The following is an 18,092-nucleotide window of genomic DNA, read 5'->3' as shown; positions in this document are numbered from 1 at the left end:
TGGGTGTTCAAAAAAAGGCGGCAAAGGAACCAAGGAGCACGAAATGGCGATGATGTCGGAATCGACGGGCAGCCTGCAAGCGGCGCCTGCAACGGAGGACGCGCCGCGCGCGCTGTCGCAGACGCTCAGCGTCCGCGATGCGGTGATGATCACCGTATCGGGCGTGACGCCGGCGAGTTCGATCTTCGTGATCGCGCCGTTCGCGATCCAGCAGGCGGGCAGCGGTGCCGTGCTGTCGTTCGTGCTCGGCGGCGTACTCGCGCTTGCGTTCGCGCTCTGCTACGCGGAACTCAGCGCCGCGCACCGCAGCGCGGGCGGCGAGTACGTGATGGCCAAGCGCGTGTTCGGCACGCTGCCGGGCTACCTGACCTTCATCACGGTGCTCTCCGTCAGCGTGTTCATCCCGGCCGTGCTCGCGAGCGGCGCCGCGCCCTACCTGAACAACGCGCTCGGCACGCACTTCAGCAACCAGTCGGTCGCGCTGACGATCGTGCTGCTCAGCTATCTGCTCGGCATGCTGAACATCAAGACGAACGCGTGGATCACCGGCGCGTTCCTGGTCGTCGAGATCGGCGTGCTGATGCTGATCGCGGGGCTCGGCTTCGGTTCGCCGCATCGCGGCGCCGACGTGCTGATCGCCCCGGTCGTCGCGAGCGGCAACGCGCTCGTGCCGGCGACGCTCGCAGCCATCGTGCCGGCGATCGGCACCGCGATCTTCTGCTACAACGGCTTCGGCTCGGCCGCGTATCTCGCGGAGGACCTGCGCGGCGGCAACCGCAACGTCGCGAAGGCGGTGATCTATTCGTTGCTCGTGATCCTCGTCGTCGAACTGGTGCCGCTCACGGCGATCGTGCTCGGCGCGCCGTCGCTGACGGAACTGACGAAGAGTGCCGACCCGATCGGCTATGTGGTGCGCTCGCTGAGCAACCCGGCCGTGTCGCGCGTGGTCAGCGGCGGGATCTTCCTGTCGGTGTTCAACGCGATCATCGCGATCGTGATCACGATGGGCCGCCTGCTGTACAGCAGCGGCCGGCACGCGCTCTGGTCGCGCACCTGCAACCGCGCGTTCTCGACGATTCATCCACGCCTCGAATCGCCGTGGCTCGCGACGATCGCGCTGGCGGTGCCGTCGGCGGGGCTCGTGTTCGTGTCGAGCCTCGACGAGCTGACCGCGTTCACGGTCGACCTGCTGCTGCTGATCTACCTCGTCGTCGGGCTCGCCGCGCTCGCGAGCCGGTTCGTGCGTCGCGACGTCGAGCATCATTACCGGATGCCGCTGTGGCCCGTGACGCCGCTCGTCGCGGTGTCGGGTGCCGCCTATACGCTCTACACGACGCTGGCGACGGCGACGAAGTCGACCGACCTGATCATCATCGCGGGGCTGCTGGTCGCCGCACTCGTGATGTACGGGGTGTGGGCGCGCCACAGCGAAGCGTTCCGCGCGCTTTGAGCGCAGGATTGGCAACTGGCGACATCGACATACCGAACCACTGAAAGACTGGAGGAATTGCATCATGCGCACGAGGGATCTCGGCATCCGCATCGGACTCGGTACGCCGGGCCGCTTCAACGCGATCACGGACGTAGCGGGCGTGCGGGTCGGACATTGCACGCTGACCGTCGAGAACGGCGACGCGTCGATCCGCACCGGCGTGACCGTCATCGAGCCGCGCGCGGGCACCGCGCTCGATTCGCCGTGCTTCGCGGGCGTGCACGTGCTGAACGGCAACGGCGACGCGACGGGCCTCGAATGGATTCGCGAGGCCGGCCTGCTGACGACGCCGATCGCCTGCACGAACACCCACAGCGTCGGCGCGGTGCGCGACGCGCTCGTCGCGAACGAGCGCGAAGCGGCGGCCGGCCGCGTGTACTGGTGCATGCCGGTCGTGATGGAAACCTACGACGGGCTGCTGAACGACATCTGGGGGCAGCATGTGAGCGCCGCGCACGTGCAGCGCGCGCTGGCGGCCGCGCAGTCGGGGCCGGTGGCGGAAGGCGGCGTCGGCGGCGGCACGGGGATGATCTGCCACGAGTTCAAGGGCGGCATCGGCACCGCGTCGCGCGTGCTCGCGGCCGATGCGGGCGGCTGGACCGTCGGCGCGCTCGTCCAGGCGAACTACGGTGTGCGCGAGATGCTGCGTGTTGCCGGCTACCCGGTGGGCGAAGTATTGCGGCACGTGCATTCGCCGTTCCGCGAACAGGAAGCCGGAGGCGAGCCGGGCATGGGCTCGATCGTCGTGACGATCGCGACCGATGCACCGCTCCTGCCGCATCAATGCACGCGCCTCGCGCAGCGTGCGAGCGTCGGGCTCGCACGCGTCGGCGGCGGCACCGAGGATTCGAGCGGCGACATCTTCCTGGCGTTTGCAACGGGCAACGACGGCCTGCCGGCGGCGAACTACGGCAGCAAGGGCGCGCCGACCACCGATCTGAAGATGGTCAACAACGACCATATCTCCGCGCTGTTCGTCGCGGCGGCGGAAGCGGTGGAGGAAGCGATCGTGAATGCGCTGGTCGCGGGTGGCAACGTCGAGTCGCGCGGTGCGCGGGTCGAAGGGCTCGGGCAGGCGCGCCTGCTGGATGCGTTGCGCGAAGTGGGCTGGCGGCCGGGGCGCGGCGCCTGAAACGGCAAGCGCCGCTTCAATCGAAGCGGCGTGAGAGGGGGCGGCGATGCGGCGATCGGCCGGACCGCCGTCCGCCCGTGCATGCGCTGCATGCCGTGCGGGCGATGCGGGCCCGGCCGTGACGTCGCGGCGTCATGCTCAGCTGCCGAAGTAGATGTTGCAGAAGCTGACCGGGCCGACACAGGCGTTCGGGTCTTCCTGCTTCGATTGCGAACGATCGACACGGCCCGCGGCCTTGACGGCTTCGGCGCGGTTCGCCTGTTGCGATGCAGCGTCTGCCGGTGCCGGCTGCGCGTGAGCGACGGCAGCGGTGAGCGACAGGGCAACGAGGGCGAGGTGCAGCGGCTTCATTTTGGTTTCTCCTGGGTGAGTGCCAGTCGCGCTGGCAGTGAGGAAACTATAGGCTCGCACTGCTTAAAGATTAATCACCGCGGCTGTAGAGCTTATTTCCATCCGGCACAAGGATCCCGTTGCGCCCGCATCGATCGTCAATGGCGGTGCCGGTTGAACGGCGCGTCCTTGTCGAGCAGCGCGCTGCGCATGAAGTGCAGGCAGCCGACGATCCGCTGCATGCTTCTGCGCGCATCGGGCACCGCGTACCATGCCTGCAGCGTGTGCTGCGCCGAGCGGATCGCGAGATTCACCGATTTCAGCGTGCGTGCGTGATGGCCCGGCGTCGGATCGTCGAAGAAGCGCGGCAGCTCGTGCAGCACCGCATCGATCGACGCGGTCCAGCGCAGCGTCTGCGGCGGCTTCGAGGCACTGAACACATGCAGCTCGTCGCGCAGGTCGATCACCGCATGGCCGACCTCGAGCGTCGACAGCATCCAGCGCATGGCGTCGCGGTGCTGCCGTGTCCGCCGCACGAGCAGCGTGCGCAGTTGCGCCATCAGGTCGTGGGTACTCGACTGGAAGCGCTGTGCGAGGCCGTCCGGCGCGCCTTCGCACGCGAGCGTGACCTGGCGGCGCAGGTCGTGCGCGATGCGGCCGGTGAGCCACGGCATGTGGGTGGGAAACACGACCGCGAACACGAGCGAGCACGCGAGCATCGCGACGACGATCGCCAGCCCGTTGTTGATCAGCACCTCGGGCGTATAGGCGATCGCGTTGTCGGGGCCCGCGAGCAGGCAGAAGAACACCGCGAAGCCGATCCCGTAGCCGGACAGGCCGGGACGCATTGCCAGGAAGGCACCGAGGCCGAGTACCGGCGCGAGTGTCGCGCACAGCAGCGGGAAGCCGTCGATGTTCGGATACACGTAGCACAGGAACACGTAGCCGACGGCGGTCGCGAACGCCGCGCCGACGCTCATCTGCGCGACGAACTTCGGCGCGCGCGGCGACGTCGAGCTGAGTGCGCACGCGATCGCGGTGGCGATCACGGCGAGCGATCCGCTCGGCCATTCCGACGCGATCCAGAACGCGCTCATCGCGCCGACGGCGACGACGGTGCGCAGGAACGCGAAGCCGACGAAGAACGAATTGGTCTTCACCGCGTAATGCGTGACGGAACGCTCGAACGCGTGATCGTCCTGGTCGAGCGACGCGTACGTATCGGCGTAGCCGAGGTATTCGCCGACGAAGCGGTACAGCAGTTCGATCGCGGTGTCGAAGTCGAGCAGGCCGCCGGCCGCATGCGCTTCGACGGTGCGCCGCGACGCACGGGCCGCCTTGGGCAGCGCGCCGTGGAAACGGCGCAGTTCGAGCAGCGCGCCGGTGGCCGGCGTGATGCCGCGCGGCCGCTCGTCGCGCAGCGCCGCGAACCGTAGCGCGAGCGCGTCGACATGCGGCGCGAGCGCATCGAGCACTGCATCCGAATGGTTCGCGCGCAGGCGTTTGACGAGCTGGTGCAGCGCATGCAGCCGCGTGCATGCGTTCATGAACTCGCTGTTCAGCCGGGCGAGCCGGCGGCTGCGCGCGCGGATGTGCGGATTCTCGAACGACGCGAACGCGCGGTTGGCTTCGAAGCCGACGATGTCGTCGACGAAATCGGCGAAGCGCCGCTCGAAATCGCCGCGCGCGACGTTGCCTGCGAGTGCACCGGCGGTGAACGCCGCGAACGTCGCGTGGCGCGCGCTCAGCGAGCGCATCAGCGCCTTCGCGGAACTGAGCGGCAGGATCAGCGCGCTGACCGCGCCCGAGCATGCGATGCCGAGCGCGACCTCCGCGGCGCGCGTGAGCGCGGACTGGAACAGCGTCTGCGGCGTCATCACGGCCGGCAGGCCGATCAGCGCGGCCGTGTAGCCGGCGAGCACGAAGCCGTACCAGCGGAAATGGCGGTTGCGCACCGCGAGCGCGATGCAGCCGCCGATCCACAGCGTGATGCCGGCCATGTACAGCTCGGGCTGCTGCGCGAACAGCCCGCCGAGCGCGAGCGCGGCGACGAGGCCGGCCGCCGTGCCGAGCACGCGATAGAAACTCTTGGCGAACACCATCCCCGACAGCGGCTGCATCAGCACGAACACGGTCGTCATCGCGGTGCGCGGCTGCGACATCTCGAGACGCATCGCGATGCCCATCGCAAGCAGCGCCGCGAGCACGGTTTTCGCGAGATGCAGCCAGATCAGCCCGTCGGTCACGGCCCAGTCTCGCGCCGCGTTGCCGAGCGGATCGAGCCATCGCCTCCATCGGTCCGGTTCGATGGAAGATCGCGCGATCGCAGGTTGTGGCTTCATGAAAAGAGGGGGCTCGTACGGGGCCGGGGCACGGTGCCGCGGCACGTCCGAACGGGTCCGTTCGACTGGTGAGGCGCCGATTGTAGGAGTGCGGCGCTCGCGCATTAACGTAGCTGCGGGGAAACGATAGTTGCAGCCGGAGTAACAATCTGTCGCATCCCGTGGAGGAAAATAGCGGTTCCGCTACAAGTTGCTCACAGGAATGGATACCCTACAAAACATGCGGGTGTTTTCGCGCGTCGTCGAGACGGGCAGTTTCACGGCCGCCGCGCAATCGCTGAACTCGACGACGGGCGCGATGTCGCGCGCGGTGTCGGAGCTCGAGGCGCGGCTGCGCACCCGTCTGATGAATCGCTCGACGCGCCGTCTCGCGCTCACGTCGGCCGGCGAAAGCTATCTGCGGCGCTGCCGCCAGATCCTCGCCGACGTCGACCGCGCGGAAGAAGAGGCGAGCTGCGCGCACGAACGGCCGGCCGGTGTGCTGCGCATGCACAGCTTCGCGAGCGTCGGCCATCACTATGTATTGCCCGCGCTGACGCGCTATCACGCGCAGTTCCCGGACGTGTCGATCGAGCTGTCGCTGTCGCAGCGCATGCCCGACCTGTTCGACGGGACGAGCGACATGGCCGTCGTGACTGCGTCGTCGCTGCCCGATTCCGAACTCGTGTCGCACCTGCTCGGCTCGACGTTCAGCATCCTGTGCGCGTCGCCCGACTATGTGAAGCGGCATGGCGTACCGGCCCGCCCGCAGGATCTCGCCGCGCATGCCTGCCTGACGCTGTGTACGCCCGCGTTCCCGACGCACGAATGGGTGCTCGAGGGGCCCGAGGGCGTCGAGCAGATCCACGTCGCGGGGCCGGTGCAGACCAATACGGCCGAATCGCTCGCACTCGCGATCCGCGACGGCATCGGGATCGGCATGCTGCCGCTGTACTCGGCGATCGACGCGTTGCGCGACGGCACGCTCGTCCGCGTGCTGCCCGCGCACATCCTGCAGAAGATGAACGTATACGCGCTGTATCCGTCACGCCGCTTCGTCGATGCGAAGGTGCGGACCTGGGTCGAGATGCTGCGTGCGCAGGTGCCGGGCATGATCGCGCGAGACGTCGAGATGCTGAGCGCGATCGATCGCGAACCGCAGGCTGCCTGAGCGCCGGGCGCACACAGGTGCGTCGTTTCGTTGCAGGCTTCTTCACGCATGAGCGATACACGCCTTGCCCGCTGAACATCCTTCACGCGGGCGAGGCGCTTTGTCACGTCGTCACGGCGCGGGCTTCGCTGCCGCACCGGATTCGGTTGCCGGCTGGCCGGCCGGGCCGTATGCGGCCTGCGTCGCCTTGTGTTCGGCGAGACGCTTCGCCTGCAGCCGCGCCTGCGCCGCCATGATGTCCTCCGGATAGTTGTCGGCTTCGCCATGCGCCGGGTTGTAGCCGACCGATTCCAGATCGATCAGCTCCTGCAGCACCTGCGCGCGCGTGACGGGCGACTGTGCCTGCTGGGCGAACGACAGGGCCGGTGCGGCAAGCAGGACGGCAGCGGCGGCGGTAACGACGAGCGATTTCACGAGGTTCTCCTGAATACGGGGTGGGTGGCCGGATCGATGCGCGACGCATGACCCGAGCCTTCGACGCCAGTCTACGTAGCGGCTGCACGCGCAAAAACCCCGATTCCAGGCAGGCTGCCTTCCAGATGGCACAACATTGGCGCCCGTCGCCCGCGGCGAACGGACCCATGGTTCGAGGCCGGCGGGCGACGCGGCATCACACCGGTCAGAAGCGCGTGCGCATGCCGATCGTGCCGACCACCTGGTTCGCCGTGCTCGATGCGCCGCCCGACGTGTTGATGAACGCCTGGTAGCCGCGGCCGGACGCATGCTGGAACATCGCTTCCGCGTACAGGTCGGTACGGCGCGACAGCTTGTACACGGCCTGCAGGTTGGCCTGGTGCCACTTCGGATCGGTGCCGTGCTTGCTGTCGGGGTTCGACACGCTGGCGTCCGTGTACACGTAGGCGGCGCCGAGGCTGACGGCCGGCGTCACGGCGTAGCGCACGTTCACGTCGTAGTTGTTGAACGCGACCTGGCCGGTGGAGCCGAACGCGCCCGTGTTGTCGTATTGCGAGCGCGTGTAGACGAAGCCGACGGTCGCCGGGCCGAACACGTAGCTCACGCCGCCGCCATACGTGCGCATGCGGTCCGAGCCGATCGACCAGCCGCCCTGGCTCACGCTCTTCGCTTCGGCCGAATCGGTCGCGCCGGGGCTCGCGCTCGTCGAGCCCTTCGTGCCGTTCATCTGCAGGTACGCGCCGGCCAGCTTCAGCGGGCCGTTCGTGTAGCTCGCCGCGACGCTGTACGCGCGGTTGGCGCTGAAGCTCGTCGAGTTCGAGAACGCGTACATCGCGCCGACCTTGAAACCGGCGAGCGACTCGCTCGTGTACTTGACCGCGTTGTTGATGCGCAGTGAGTGATTCAGGTTGTCGTTGTCGAACGGATGCGCGAAGCCCGCATCGCCGAAGTCGCCTGCCGTGGCGGACAGCGGTGCGACGAAGTCGACCATCGTGTCGTACTGGCGGCCGAGCGTCAGCGTGCCGTAGCCGGCCTGGCTGAGGCCGACATACGCGTGGCGGCCGAACAGCTTGCCGTCCTGGCCGAGCCCGCCGTTGTTCACGTTGAAGCCGTTTTCGAGCACGAACAGCGCCTTCAGGCCGCCGCCGAGATCCTCGGTGCCGCGTACGCCGAAGCGGCTGCCGTTGACCGTGCCGCTGGCCATGCGCCACTGCGACGCGCCGTTCACGTTGTTGGTATACGCGATGCCGGCGTCGATCAGGCCGTACAGCGTGACCGAGCTTTGCGCGTGGGCGAGCGGCGCGAACAGGGCGGCGGTGCATGCGCCGGCGATCAGGGTTTTTTTCATGGTGAAGTTCCTGCGTGTGGGACGGGAAACAAAAGTTCGGCGCAAGTGTAGGGGCGCGGTCGTCCGATTCCGGGGTACCGGGATGCGAGCGCTCCTTTGCGCGTTGCGCAAGAGTCCGTCATACCGCCTTCACAAAGCGACGCGAGGGCCGCACGCCGGGCGTTCTCGCCCGCCGCCCGCAGCGCCCCGCGGGTTGGCCGCACGCGGCATGTCGCGCATCGACAACATGCGGGCCGCCAAGGCCGGAGTTGATCGCCGCGCGGCGGACGCGGAGAATGGACACTCCGATGCCGAGATCCGGAGACAACCCATGGCTACCGCCCGTCGTCCGTCGTTCAGCTCCGCCCTGTGCTACCGCAATCCGAAAGCCGCGCTGGACTGGCTCGAGCGCGCCTTCGGCTTCGAACGCTTCATCGTCGTGACCACGCCCGACGGCGATATCGCGCATGCCGAGATGAAGTTCGGCGATGGCATCGTGATGATCGGCGGCGCATGGGCCGATTTCGTCGCGTCGCCGGAAGACACGGGCGATCGCAATACGCAGAATGTCCATGTGCATCTTCCCGACGATGCGGACATCGATGCGCATTGCGAACGTGCGCGTGCCGCCGGCGCGGAGATCCTGCAAGCGCCGGCCGACCAGTTTTACGGTGAGCGCGTGTATCGCGCGCGTGACCCCGGCCGGCATGTGTGGACCTTCGGCAAGCACGTGCGTGACGTGACGAACGACGAGATGAGCGCGGCGACCGGCCTGAAGATCGACGACTTCAGGTAAATGCCTGCGCGCGTCGCCGGCATTCCTTTTCCTTAACATGCGGCCCGCCGCGGCCGCCTGACGACCGGACCCACATGAATCTCTTCAACGTACGCCTGCGCGGCCGCGACGGCCTGTTCACGATCGGCATCGATGCTGGCAAGATCGCGCGGATCGATGCGCAAACCGCGCCGATTGCGTCGACGAACCCCGACCATATCGATGGCGGCGGCCGTCTCGCGATTCCGCCGCTCGTCGAACCGCATATCCACCTCGATGCGGTGCTGACGGCTGGTGAACCCGCATGGAACATGAGCGGCACGCTGTTCGAGGGCATCGAGCGCTGGTCCGAACGCAAGGCGACGATCACACACGAGGATACGAAGACACGCGCGCATGCGGCGATCGGCATGCTGCGCGACCACGGGATCCAGCACGTGCGCACGCACGTCGACGTGACCGATCCGACGCTCGCCGCGCTGAAGGCGATGCTGGAAGTGAAGGACGAGGCGCGCGGGCTGATCGACTTGCAGATCGTCGCGTTTCCTCAGGAAGGCATCGAATCGTTCGAGGGCGGCCGCGCGCTGATGGAGCAGGCGATCGACCTCGGCGCGGATGTCGTCGGCGGGATTCCGCATTTCGAGAACACGCGCGAGCAGGGCGTCAGCTCGATCGGCTTCCTGATGGATCTCGCGGAACGCACCGGCTGCCTCGTCGACGTGCATTGCGACGAGACCGACGATCCGCATTCGCGCTTTCTGGAGGTACTCGCCGAAGCGGCGCGCGTGCGCGGGATGGGCGCGCGCGTCACGGCGAGCCACACGACCGCGATGGGTTCGTACGACAACGCGTACTGCTCGAAGCTGTTCCGGCTGCTGAAGCGCGCGGGCCTGAACTTCATCTCGTGCCCGACCGAGAGCATCCACCTGCAAGGGCGCTTCGACACGTTTCCGAAGCGGCGCGGCGTCACACGCGTCGCGGAACTCGACCGCGCCGGGCTCAACGTGTGCTTCGGGCAGGATTCGATCAAGGATCCGTGGTATCCGCTCGGCAACGGCAACATCCTACGCGTGCTCGATGCGGGCCTCCATATCTGCCACATGATGGGTTACGAGGACCTGCAGCGCTGCCTCGACTTCGTGACCGACCACAGCGCGACGGCGATGCATCTCGGCGACCGCTACGGCATCGCGGTCGGGCGTCCGGCGAATCTCGTCGTGCTCGACGCGGACAGCGACTACGAAGCCGTGCGACGGCAGGCGAAGGCGACGCTGTCGGTCCGCCACGGGAAGGTGATCATGCGGCGCGAGCCGGAGCGCGTGACGTATCCGGATTGACGCGGAAGGCGGGCCATCACGGCCTGCCGGTCCTCATGTATTCACAAAATACATGAGTTGATTTGAAAAATACGTTTGTCTCATGAGAGGCGCGGGCCTACGATTCGGTCCTGACGACGGCGTGCAGGTTGCGGGCCGTCCTTTCGATCTTCGTTCGCCGACCCCATGCGCCTCGATCTCCCGTCCGCTCCCGCTTCTTCTTCACCGCCCGCCAGCCCGTTCGCGCGCATGGCCGTCGTCACGGTCCTGACCGGCGTCGGCGCGGGCTTCGGCGGCATGCTGCTCGCGCTGCTGCTGCATGCGATCCAGCACGTCGCGTACGGCTACAGCGTCGCGCACGTGATCGGTTCCGAGAGCTTCCTCAATGGCGTGACCGGTGCCGATCCGCTGCGCCGGGTCACGGTGCTGATCGTCTGCGGGATCGTCGCCGGCGGCGGCTGGTGGGCGCTTTACCGGTATGGCCGGCCGCTCGTCAGCATCCGCCGCGCCGTGCGTGCGGCCGATCCGCGGATGCCGTTCGTCAGCACGACGGTTCACGCGCTGCTGCAGATCGTTACCGTTGCGCTCGGCTCGCCGCTCGGCCGCGAAGTCGCGCCGCGCGAGATCGGTTCGCTGCTGGCCGGGCGGCTTGCGCACGCGGCGGGGCTCACGCCCGACGACTGCCGGCTGATGGTCGCGTGCGGCGCCGGCGCGGGCCTTGCGGCCGTCTACAACGTGCCGCTCGGCGGTGCGGTCTTCGTGCTCGAAGTGCTGCTCGGCACGTTCGAACTGCGTGCGGTGGTCGTGGCGGTCGTGACATCGGCCATCGCGGCCGTCGTCGCGTGGATCGGCCTCGGCAACGAGCACCAGTACACGGTGCCCGCGTTCGTGTTGAGCACGCCGCTCGTCGCGTGGTCGATCGTCTGCGGGCCGCTGTTCGGTTTCGCCGCTTACGGCTTCGTACGGCTCACGAGCCGCGCGCGAGCAGACGCGCCGAAAGACTGGCGGCTGCCCGTGTTCGCGCTGGTCAATTTCGCGGTGATCGGTGTGCTCGCGATGCGTTTTCCGCAATTGCTCGGCAACGGCAAGGGGCCGGCATCGCTGGGTTTCGACGGGACGCTGACGATCGGTGTTGCCGCTGCGCTGCTCGTGCTGAAAGTGCTGATCGAAGCCGGCAGCCTGCGGGCCGGCGCGGAAGGCGGGCTGCTGACGCCGGGCCTCGCGAACGGCGCGCTGCTCGGTGTCGTGCTCGGCGGGCTGTGGAGCCTCGTGTGGCCGGGCGCATCGCTCGGCGGATGCGCGCTGATCGGCGCGACCGCGTTTCTCGCCGCGTCGATGCAGATGCCGATCACGGCCGTCGTGTTGATGCTCGAATTCACGCGCGCGAATCACGACAGCCTCGTGCCGATGCTGCTGGCCGTGGCCGGTTCGCTCGTTGCGTACAGGTTCGCGCAGAAGCTGGTGGAGCGGCGAGCGATAGCGATCGCAGCCGTCAGCACGCCGGAGGCGGTTGCTCGCTAGCGGGCTAACGCCAGGGGCCGTATACGCATCGACGAGCGCCGCGATCTATCCACGACGTGGCGTATTTGGAGGGGCGTCGCGCGGGTACGGGAAGAGCATGCATCGCTGACGCATCAATTCCGTCTTGAAGTGGATTATCCGGGAAAATTGCGCCATAAGACATAATATAAGGGAATTATATTTCCTGAACGCATCTTTCCTGTAACTCTATAATACTGTGAGTTACGAGAGATATAGCGCGGGAAGACCCATTATGTTGGAATTAAGTTTTCGCAAGCCCGACGAAATCGTCACACTGCTTTGCGCGAGGCTTCGCACGGAGCGGCTGGCGTTGCAACTGACGCAAAGCGAGGTAGCCGCGCGTGCCGGCGTCGGTTCCAATACCGTGTCCAATCTGGAAGCCGGACGCAATGTGAGCCTCGATACGGTAGTTCGTGTAGCCATGGTCCTGGGACGAAGCAAGGAACTCGAAGGATTGTTCCTGCCGAAGCTCGATAGCCTGGAAGACGTTCAGCGGTATGAAAAAAGTGCCAAGCGTCAGCGCGTCAAGAGGGGCAACCAGAAATGATCGAGCGGATCGATGTCTACTACGACGGCTGGGGGGAGCACTGGCTGTGGGGATCGATGGTTTCTACGACGGCGATCACGGGGCGCCCGTTGATCGTATTCGAATATAGCGATGATGCGCGCAAGAGGGGGCTGGAACTGTCGTCTTATGCGCTCCCATTGCATGGGGCGAGGCTGCGTAAGGACTTTCCGTCCCACCAGCTGGGATTGCCCGGCCCGGTCTATGACGCGCTGCCCGACGGATGGGGCATGTTGCTCATGGACCGCTTGTTCAAACGCCGCGGTCTCAATGCGGCACGCATCGGGCCGCTGGAGCGGTTGGCTTACATTGGCAACCACGCAATGGGCGCCATGTCGTTCGAGCCGGTCGCGCTCGAGATCCAGGCGCCGCAGCCGGATATTCCTCTCGATCGGCTCGCGGCCGAGGTACAGCAAGTCCTAAATGGTGAGGGCGGCGAATTCCTTCATCAACTGCTGCAGGTGGGCGGCTCTCCGCAAGGTGCCAGGCCGAAGGCTCTGGTCTATCGTGATCCGCAGTCCGGCGTTTTTACCACGGCCGCGGTGGCGGGTTTTGAAGCATGGTTGGTCAAGTTCCCGGCCCGGCAAGAGCATCCCGAGGTGTGCGCGATCGAAATGGTCTACGCCGAGTGCTTGCGCATGTGCGGCATCGAGACCCCGGACACGCTGCATTTCAATTTGCCTGACGGGATGGCGGCATTTGCGTCCAGGCGTTTCGATCGACGTGACGGTCTGCGCGTGCCCATGCAAAGCGTTGCCGCGTTTACCGGTGCCGATTACAAAACGCCGGGTGCGCTGGACTACGTGAACTTCTTGCGCGCGACTCACATGTGCACCAACGACGTACGCGAGAAGGCGCGGGCGTTTGAACGGGCTGTCTTCAATGTCGCGTTCAATAATCGCGACGATCATCCGAAAAACTTCGCCTACGTCATGTCGCGATCCGGCCAGTGGAAACTCGCGCCGGCCTACGACGTGACATTCTGCGAGGGGCCGGGCGGTTACCACCAAATGGACGTCATGGGCGAGGCGCTGCGGATCGACCGGGCGGCATTACTCGGACTGGCAAAGGAAGCGGAGCTTTCCGTAGCCGCTGCCGGCGACATGATCGACGGAATGTGCGGAGTGGCCAGTCAGTTCTCGGCCATTGCGAAGCGCCGCTACGAGGGGATCATCACAGAAGACACCCTGACGGACATTCAGCGTCGAATCGACGAGAACGTTGCGCTGCTGCGCTAGGGGCTCGGCGTGCGCGACATCATGGGGTATTGCGTGACGACGCTGCTGTTCTCGGGCGTCGTGTTCGTCGCTGGGATGTATCTGTTCTGACGGAGCGAGGCGAGATGCGGCCGGGGCAACGCCCGCATCCTGCCGGCGCGAATCCCGTCCGCCGTCAGCCGTGCGACCGCACGTCGGCGCGCTCGTGCCCGTGACGCAACGCGAGGCTCGCGAACGCCGCGATAACGAGTGCGGCCGCCAGCAGCGTCAACCCGTTCTTCGCATTGCCGGTCGCCTGTTCGATCTCGCCGACGACGGTCGGCCCGACGAAGCCGCCGAGCAACCCGCAGGTATTCACGAGTCCGAGCCCGCCGGCCAGCGCGCTGCCGGCGAGCCGCGACGCCGGAAACGTGAACACGATCGACTGCACGACGAAGAACATCGACGCGGCCACGCACACGCAGAGCAGCCCCGCCAACGGCGACGCATGCGCGGCGCCGATCATCCCGGCCGCCATCACGACGAGCCCCGCGCACAGCATCCGCCGCGAATGACGCGACTCGCGTGCGAAGCGCGGCAGCGTCCCGGCGCCGAGCGCGGCGGCGAGCCAGGGCAGCGACGTCAGCAGCCCGACCGCGACCGGCGAAAGACGTCCCGACGCGCCGATGATGCCCGGCAGGAAGAAGATCACCGTGTAGATGGTCAACTGGTGGCAGAAATACACGAAGATCGCGAGCCAGATCTGCGGGTCGCGCAGCGCGGCGCCGAACGCGTGGCCGCCGTGCGCGGCCACGCCCGCGTCCTGTTCGGCGGCCAGCTTGCGCTCGAGCGCGCGGCCGGTTTCCGGGGCGAGCCACGGCGCGGCGCTCGGCCGGTCCGGCAATCGCGTCCACACGACGAACGCGAGCAGGATCGCCGGAATGCCTTCGACGACGAACAGCCATTGCCAGCCGTGGAAACCGAGCGTGCCGTCGAGTTCGATCAGCGCACCGGCCAGCGGCCCGCCGACGATATTCGCAATGCACACGCCGAGCAGGAAATAGCCCGTCGCACGCGCACGCTCCTCGCGGCCGAACCAGTACGTCAGATACAGCATCACGCCGGGAAACAGGCCGGCTTCGGCCACGCCGAGCAGCAGGCGCATCACGTAGAACGACGTTTCGCCGCGGACGAACGCCATCGCGACCGACAGCGCGCCCCACGTGATCATGATCCGCGTGATCCAGAAGCGCGCGCCGACGCGATGCATGATCAGGTTGCTCGGAATCTCGAAGAGCGCGTAGGTGAGAAAGAACAGCCCCGCGCCGAGCCCGTACGCGGCCGACGAAATGCCGAGATCGACGCCCATCGAATGTTTGGCGAACGCGATGTTGGTGCGGTCGAGAAAGCTGATCACATACGCGGCGATCAGCAGCGGCATGAGTTTGCGGAACAGCAGCCGGTTCAGCGACGCGCTCGCGTCGCCGGTGGCGGGGGACAGGGCCTGGGCGTGATGAGTGGACATGCGGACGACTCCGGTAAGAGCGAACCGGCGCGCACGGCAAGCACGGCGCGCCGCGTTCGGCAAATGCCGCTGCGATGCAGGCAGCGGATGGGCAGTCGACGGAGCCGCGCCGGCGGCGCTCGAACGGAGCGGGGCGATCAAGGGCGTCCTGGCGCCGGCCGGCTCGGGCCGGCGCCTTGTCACTGCGCTTGCGGATGCGGGTGGTGGGGTGGCGATCACGCTCGACAACGGATGGACTGAGCGTGGCGAAGACACATGTGGCGATCCTGCCGATTTCGACGCCGAGCGCGGCAGGCTGGCGGCGCGTTGCCGGGCATTCGGCGGGCTGTGGAAGTGCTTCGCGTTCCTCGCGCGCGAACAGGCACACACCGGTGTGCCGTCCGTCACGAAAGCACTTACGGAGTCGCGGGCAGCTTCGGCGTTTTGTGCAACTCGGCCCAGTAGCCGTTGAGCTCGTCGTCGGGCACGTTGAAGCGCTGTAGCCATGCCTCGCTTGCGACGGTCGTATTGAGCAAGGGCGCGGTGCTGTTGACCGTGCCGCGCTGGAGGATGCCGCTCTTGTCGGCAACGATCGCGCGCAGCGCGTGATTCAACAGAACGTATGCAGACGGAGGCGCGGGCGGGATGCCCTTGCCGATCGGCACGCCGGCTACCGGACCGGTGCCGGCTTGAATCAGTAACCCGCCGTTTGCGAGCGAGGTCTTGCGGTACCAATCAGGCGGCAGCATCAAGGCGTCAGCGCCGCCAGCGCGACGGACAAGATCACCGCCCAGAGCGGTCAACCAGTCGACGGTCTTGATCTTCTCCTCGAGGTCGCGGATCGACGTCCGCGTCGGATCGCCGACGTCGACGCCTGGGCCATACAGCCGCGACCAGAAATTCTCGCTTGCTTCATTGGCTTCCGGATCCAGCGGCGGAAGGTTGACCCCGATACCCGCGTGCCCCCATATCGTCGGCACCGCCGCGGCGAACTCCGCGAACAACTGTTCGAAAGTGCCGGGGCAAAGCTCGAGGAAACGACGGGGCACGGTGAACACCATGGCATCGAGCCCGCGGTCCCCAAGTTCCGCCTGCCAATCCGGAATGCAGAACGCGGTAAATTCAAAGAATCCTGTCGCGAGCTTGTGGCCTGCGCTGGTCGTTGTCGCCACGAGCACCTGGCTGCTCGGAAGGCTGTCGGCGACGGCAGCGAACCCGCGTGCTTTCGAGAACTCGACCGGCTTCTGACCCTCCTCGTAGAACCATCGCATTGGACTTGCCGTCGGGGCGGGCTGCTCCGACGCTTTCGCGAAGTCCTTCGCGAACTCATCGATCGCGGCCATGTACCGGTTGTAGCAGGCGACGAGGGCGTCGCGCACGGGCTTGCTGTGTCCGCCTTTGAAGTAGAGCACGCCGCGGACTACCAAGGCAGCCCCAACGATCGCTTTCTGTTCGAGCGGTTCGTACAGACCGAAGGGCAGGGTGTCTTGTCGCTGTGGGTCGTTGGCCCACGCAGTCAGTTCGTCTTTCGTCATGGTCGTCAGAAGGGGAAAGCATGGCCGGGATTCGCTGGGCCGGGTCCGATCGGCGGCAGTTTCGGCAGTCCCAGAGGGCCGGTATTGTGCGCCCCTCCGGCATTTTGGCCGAACAACTCGTCCATGTCCGTGCTGGTGCTACGTTGGGTCGAGCGTGCTGGCTCCTTCTCCGCATCCTCGTCGGGGCATCCGCATTGTGCCTTCTTCAGCGGCACGTACTTCGATTCGTCGCCCGCGATCTTCACGTAGTCGGCCGCTTGGCCCTTCCGCATTTCGTCATCGAACTTCATCTCTATGACCGCTCGCAGATTCGATTGCTCGGGCGGCTGCGAGGGATCGTTCACGATCACGACATCCGGCCGCCGGGTCTGGTCTATGCCGGCTCGCTTTCCCTCAAGGTAGCCTTTCATCCTGCCTGGCCAGCTGTTGCGAATATAGTCAAGCAAGTCGCCGTGTGGTTCCAGCGGGTCGTCGGCGGACATGATCGGCGAGGGCGGCCTCGTAGTCATGTTGTAGTTGACCTCCGGGACGTAAACGGTTTTTTGCCCTGTTGCCGCGACCGATCTATCGTTCTCAGCGTCGATCCGCTGCTCGACGCACTTCTGGCGCTGAAGACGCCCGCCACCGCGCGTCCAGACACCGATCTTGCCGCAATTGCACATGACCCGACAAAGAAACGCCTTGTCCTCGGGGGTGATGCCCTTCCTGGCACCGACAACGGTTGTCTGGCCGGTGCCAGCTCGCGAACCGCCGGCGGCGGACCCGGCCGAATACGGGCCGCTCATGCTTCGCTGCCGCCTGCAGTCGATCCAGGTTGATCGAACGTCAACGACGACGCCTGATGGCTGTTGAGCCATTCGGTGTGGCCGTCCGCGTCCGTTGTGCCTTGTATCTGTTGCCCATCGGACGATGTGACGGTGTAGCGATGATTTGCGAGGGGGGCGCGCGTTTGGTCGTCGACGAGTTGGAAGCGCCCGCGATAGGCACCATCGTCCTGCGCGAGGGTCTGCGCAACCACGCTCTTGCCCGCGCCGACCGACCCACCCGCGCCGGAAGTCGGCTCTACAGTCGCCTCGCCTTGCGAAGCGATCAGCGTCGCACCGCACGCGGTCTTGTCGCCCTCGGTCGCCACGGCGCGGCCGCCGAACGTCATGCTGCGAACCCGAACAGCAACGATCGGATAGACGCCGCTGCACTTCGGGCACGACACCATGTCGCCTTCGAGCGCGAGTGGCTTGCCGAATACGACGTTGGTAGATGTACAGGCGAGCACTCGGCCGCCGTGGGACGTTGTATCGCCCTCTCGAATGAATGCTGAGCTCATGCTTGGTCCTCTCAGGTAAACCCGAGCGGAATGTAGCATGTGCCGAACGCGCTTCTATCCTGTCAGATTTGACGGGGAAATCGGATTGTCAAAGGTGGAGGGAATATCGTGCGCTTGCTGCTGATTGGTTCTATCGCCTCGTCAGCAG

Annotated in this window: 17 protein-coding genes and 1 pseudogene; 10 read left to right on the top strand and 8 right to left on the bottom strand. The window is 66.4% G+C overall.

The annotated features are described in order from the left end of the window. Nucleotides 1-43: 43 nt before the first annotated feature. Nucleotides 44-1,450, top strand: a complete 1,407-nt coding sequence (locus AC5LXX_RS24045; protein WP_493411228.1) for an APC family permease — start codon at nt 44-46, stop codon at nt 1,448-1,450. A 64-nt stretch (nt 1,451-1,514) separates the two neighbouring features. Next, nucleotides 1,515-2,624, top strand: coding sequence for a DmpA family aminopeptidase (locus AC5LXX_RS24040; protein WP_493411227.1), 1,110 nt, complete (start codon nt 1,515-1,517; stop codon nt 2,622-2,624). Nucleotides 2,625-2,762: 138 nt separating this feature from the next. Here the strand turns inward: AC5LXX_RS24040 and AC5LXX_RS24035 are convergent, their stop codons facing one another. Beyond that, a complete protein-coding gene (locus tag AC5LXX_RS24035; RefSeq protein WP_124447740.1) occupies nt 2,763-2,975 on the bottom strand; it encodes a hypothetical protein in 213 nt (70 codons plus the stop codon). Nucleotides 2,976-3,112: 137 nt separating this feature from the next. Beyond that, nucleotides 3,113-5,296 (bottom strand): FUSC family protein, encoded by a 2,184-nt coding sequence (locus AC5LXX_RS24030; protein ID WP_493411226.1) that lies wholly within the window; start codon nt 5,294-5,296, stop codon nt 3,113-3,115. Between the two features lie 202 nt (nt 5,297-5,498). Here AC5LXX_RS24030 and AC5LXX_RS24025 point away from each other — a divergent pair, with 202 nt between their 5' ends. Beyond that, nucleotides 5,499-6,446 carry a LysR family transcriptional regulator gene (locus AC5LXX_RS24025; protein WP_493411225.1) on the top strand — a complete coding sequence of 316 codons (948 nt, stop codon included), beginning with the start codon at nt 5,499-5,501 and terminating at the stop codon, nt 6,444-6,446. Nucleotides 6,447-6,557: 111 nt separating this feature from the next. Here AC5LXX_RS24025 and AC5LXX_RS24020 read toward each other — a convergent pair whose 3' ends face one another. Both AC5LXX_RS24020 and AC5LXX_RS24015 read right to left on the bottom strand, forming a co-directional pair. Next, nucleotides 6,558-6,860, bottom strand: coding sequence for a DUF4148 domain-containing protein (locus AC5LXX_RS24020; protein ID WP_493411224.1), 303 nt, complete (start codon nt 6,858-6,860; stop codon nt 6,558-6,560). Between the two features lie 205 nt (nt 6,861-7,065). Then, nucleotides 7,066-8,208: a porin gene (locus AC5LXX_RS24015; protein ID WP_493411223.1), complete on the bottom strand. Its 1,143-nt coding sequence runs from the start codon at nt 8,206-8,208 to the stop codon at nt 7,066-7,068. Between the two features lie 310 nt (nt 8,209-8,518). On the opposite strand from AC5LXX_RS24015, the gene AC5LXX_RS24010 reads away from it, so the two are divergent. The 6 genes and pseudogenes from AC5LXX_RS24010 to AC5LXX_RS23985 all read left to right on the top strand — a co-directional run. After that, nucleotides 8,519-8,983: a VOC family protein gene (locus tag AC5LXX_RS24010; RefSeq protein ID WP_493413403.1), complete on the top strand. Its 465-nt coding sequence runs from the start codon at nt 8,519-8,521 to the stop codon at nt 8,981-8,983. A 74-nt stretch (nt 8,984-9,057) separates the two neighbouring features. Then, on the top strand, nt 9,058-10,299 hold the full coding sequence (gene codA, locus AC5LXX_RS24005) for a cytosine deaminase (protein WP_493411222.1): 1,242 nt from the start codon (nt 9,058-9,060) through the stop codon (nt 10,297-10,299). Nucleotides 10,300-10,464: 165 nt separating this feature from the next. Beyond that, entirely contained in the window at nt 10,465-11,799 is a 1,335-nt protein-coding gene (locus tag AC5LXX_RS24000; RefSeq protein WP_493411221.1) for a chloride channel protein, read from the top strand. Nucleotides 11,800-12,052: 253 nt separating this feature from the next. Then, nucleotides 12,053-12,367: a helix-turn-helix domain-containing protein gene (locus AC5LXX_RS23995; protein WP_493411220.1), complete on the top strand. Its 315-nt coding sequence runs from the start codon at nt 12,053-12,055 to the stop codon at nt 12,365-12,367. Continuing rightward, the gene (locus AC5LXX_RS23990; protein ID WP_493411219.1) at nt 12,364-13,623 is read left to right on the top strand and encodes a type II toxin-antitoxin system HipA family toxin; all 1,260 of its coding nucleotides are present in this window, start codon (nt 12,364-12,366) and stop codon (nt 13,621-13,623) included. Before AC5LXX_RS23995 ends, AC5LXX_RS23990 begins: the two co-directional genes overlap by 4 nt. After that, nucleotides 13,624-13,713: pseudogene (locus AC5LXX_RS23985) on the top strand (TIGR00366 family protein); the annotation flags it as partial. A gap of 64 nt (nt 13,714-13,777) precedes the next feature. On the opposite strand, the gene AC5LXX_RS23980 reads toward AC5LXX_RS23985, so the two are convergent. Next, nucleotides 13,778-15,106: an MFS transporter gene (locus AC5LXX_RS23980; protein ID WP_493411218.1), complete on the bottom strand. Its 1,329-nt coding sequence runs from the start codon at nt 15,104-15,106 to the stop codon at nt 13,778-13,780. On the opposite strand from AC5LXX_RS23980, the gene AC5LXX_RS23975 reads away from it, so the two are divergent. Beyond that, nucleotides 15,105-15,557 (top strand): Gp49 family protein, encoded by a 453-nt coding sequence (locus AC5LXX_RS23975; protein WP_493411217.1) that lies wholly within the window; start codon nt 15,105-15,107, stop codon nt 15,555-15,557. The two genes, AC5LXX_RS23980 and AC5LXX_RS23975, sit on opposite strands and share 2 nt — an antisense overlap. On the opposite strand, the gene AC5LXX_RS23970 is transcribed toward AC5LXX_RS23975, so the two are convergent. The 3 genes from AC5LXX_RS23970 to AC5LXX_RS23960 are packed head-to-tail and all read right to left on the bottom strand — an operon-like array spanning nt 15,502 to nt 17,944. Next, entirely contained in the window at nt 15,502-16,620 is a 1,119-nt protein-coding gene (locus tag AC5LXX_RS23970) for a type VI immunity family protein (protein ID WP_493411216.1), read from the bottom strand. The two genes, AC5LXX_RS23975 and AC5LXX_RS23970, sit on opposite strands and share 56 nt — an antisense overlap. A gap of 5 nt (nt 16,621-16,625) precedes the next feature. Further along, complete coding sequence (locus AC5LXX_RS23965) at nt 16,626-17,405, bottom strand: VRR-NUC domain-containing protein (RefSeq protein ID WP_493411215.1); 780 nt, start codon at nt 17,403-17,405, stop codon at nt 16,626-16,628. Next, the gene (locus AC5LXX_RS23960) at nt 17,402-17,944 is read right to left on the bottom strand and encodes a PAAR domain-containing protein (RefSeq protein WP_493411214.1); all 543 of its coding nucleotides are present in this window, start codon (nt 17,942-17,944) and stop codon (nt 17,402-17,404) included. The genes AC5LXX_RS23965 and AC5LXX_RS23960 overlap by 4 nt, the downstream gene beginning before the upstream one ends. Between the last annotated feature and the right edge of the window lie 148 nt (nt 17,945-18,092).

The sequence above is a fragment of the Burkholderia torrens genome, assembly GCF_984668525.1.
Note: the sequence above shows the minus strand (reverse complement) of the source record. Positions and strands in the feature narration are given on the sequence as shown.

Coding starts and splice junctions, on each gene's coding strand:
- AC5LXX_RS24040 (WP_493411227.1), top strand. CDS start 1,515: ATGCGCACGAGGGATCTCGGCATCCGCATCGGACTCGGTACGCCGGGC.
- AC5LXX_RS23995 (WP_493411220.1), top strand. CDS start 12,053: ATGTTGGAATTAAGTTTTCGCAAGCCCGACGAAATCGTCACACTGCTT.
- AC5LXX_RS24035 (WP_124447740.1), bottom strand. CDS start 2,975: ATGAAGCCGCTGCACCTCGCCCTCGTTGCCCTGTCGCTCACCGCTGCC.
- AC5LXX_RS23975 (WP_493411217.1), top strand. CDS start 15,105: ATGCGGACGACTCCGGTAAGAGCGAACCGGCGCGCACGGCAAGCACGG.
- AC5LXX_RS23980 (WP_493411218.1), bottom strand. CDS start 15,106: ATGTCCACTCATCACGCCCAGGCCCTGTCCCCCGCCACCGGCGACGCG.
- AC5LXX_RS24015 (WP_493411223.1), bottom strand. CDS start 8,208: ATGAAAAAAACCCTGATCGCCGGCGCATGCACCGCCGCCCTGTTCGCG.
- AC5LXX_RS24000 (WP_493411221.1), top strand. CDS start 10,465: ATGCGCCTCGATCTCCCGTCCGCTCCCGCTTCTTCTTCACCGCCCGCC.
- AC5LXX_RS24025 (WP_493411225.1), top strand. CDS start 5,499: ATGGATACCCTACAAAACATGCGGGTGTTTTCGCGCGTCGTCGAGACG.
- codA (WP_493411222.1), top strand. CDS start 9,058: ATGAATCTCTTCAACGTACGCCTGCGCGGCCGCGACGGCCTGTTCACG.
- AC5LXX_RS24030 (WP_493411226.1), bottom strand. CDS start 5,296: ATGAAGCCACAACCTGCGATCGCGCGATCTTCCATCGAACCGGACCGA.
- AC5LXX_RS23965 (WP_493411215.1), bottom strand. CDS start 17,405: ATGAGCGGCCCGTATTCGGCCGGGTCCGCCGCCGGCGGTTCGCGAGCT.
- AC5LXX_RS23990 (WP_493411219.1), top strand. CDS start 12,364: ATGATCGAGCGGATCGATGTCTACTACGACGGCTGGGGGGAGCACTGG.
- AC5LXX_RS23970 (WP_493411216.1), bottom strand. CDS start 16,620: ATGACGAAAGACGAACTGACTGCGTGGGCCAACGACCCACAGCGACAA.
- AC5LXX_RS24010 (WP_493413403.1), top strand. CDS start 8,519: ATGGCTACCGCCCGTCGTCCGTCGTTCAGCTCCGCCCTGTGCTACCGC.
- AC5LXX_RS24045 (WP_493411228.1), top strand. CDS start 44: ATGGCGATGATGTCGGAATCGACGGGCAGCCTGCAAGCGGCGCCTGCA.
- AC5LXX_RS23960 (WP_493411214.1), bottom strand. CDS start 17,944: ATGAGCTCAGCATTCATTCGAGAGGGCGATACAACGTCCCACGGCGGC.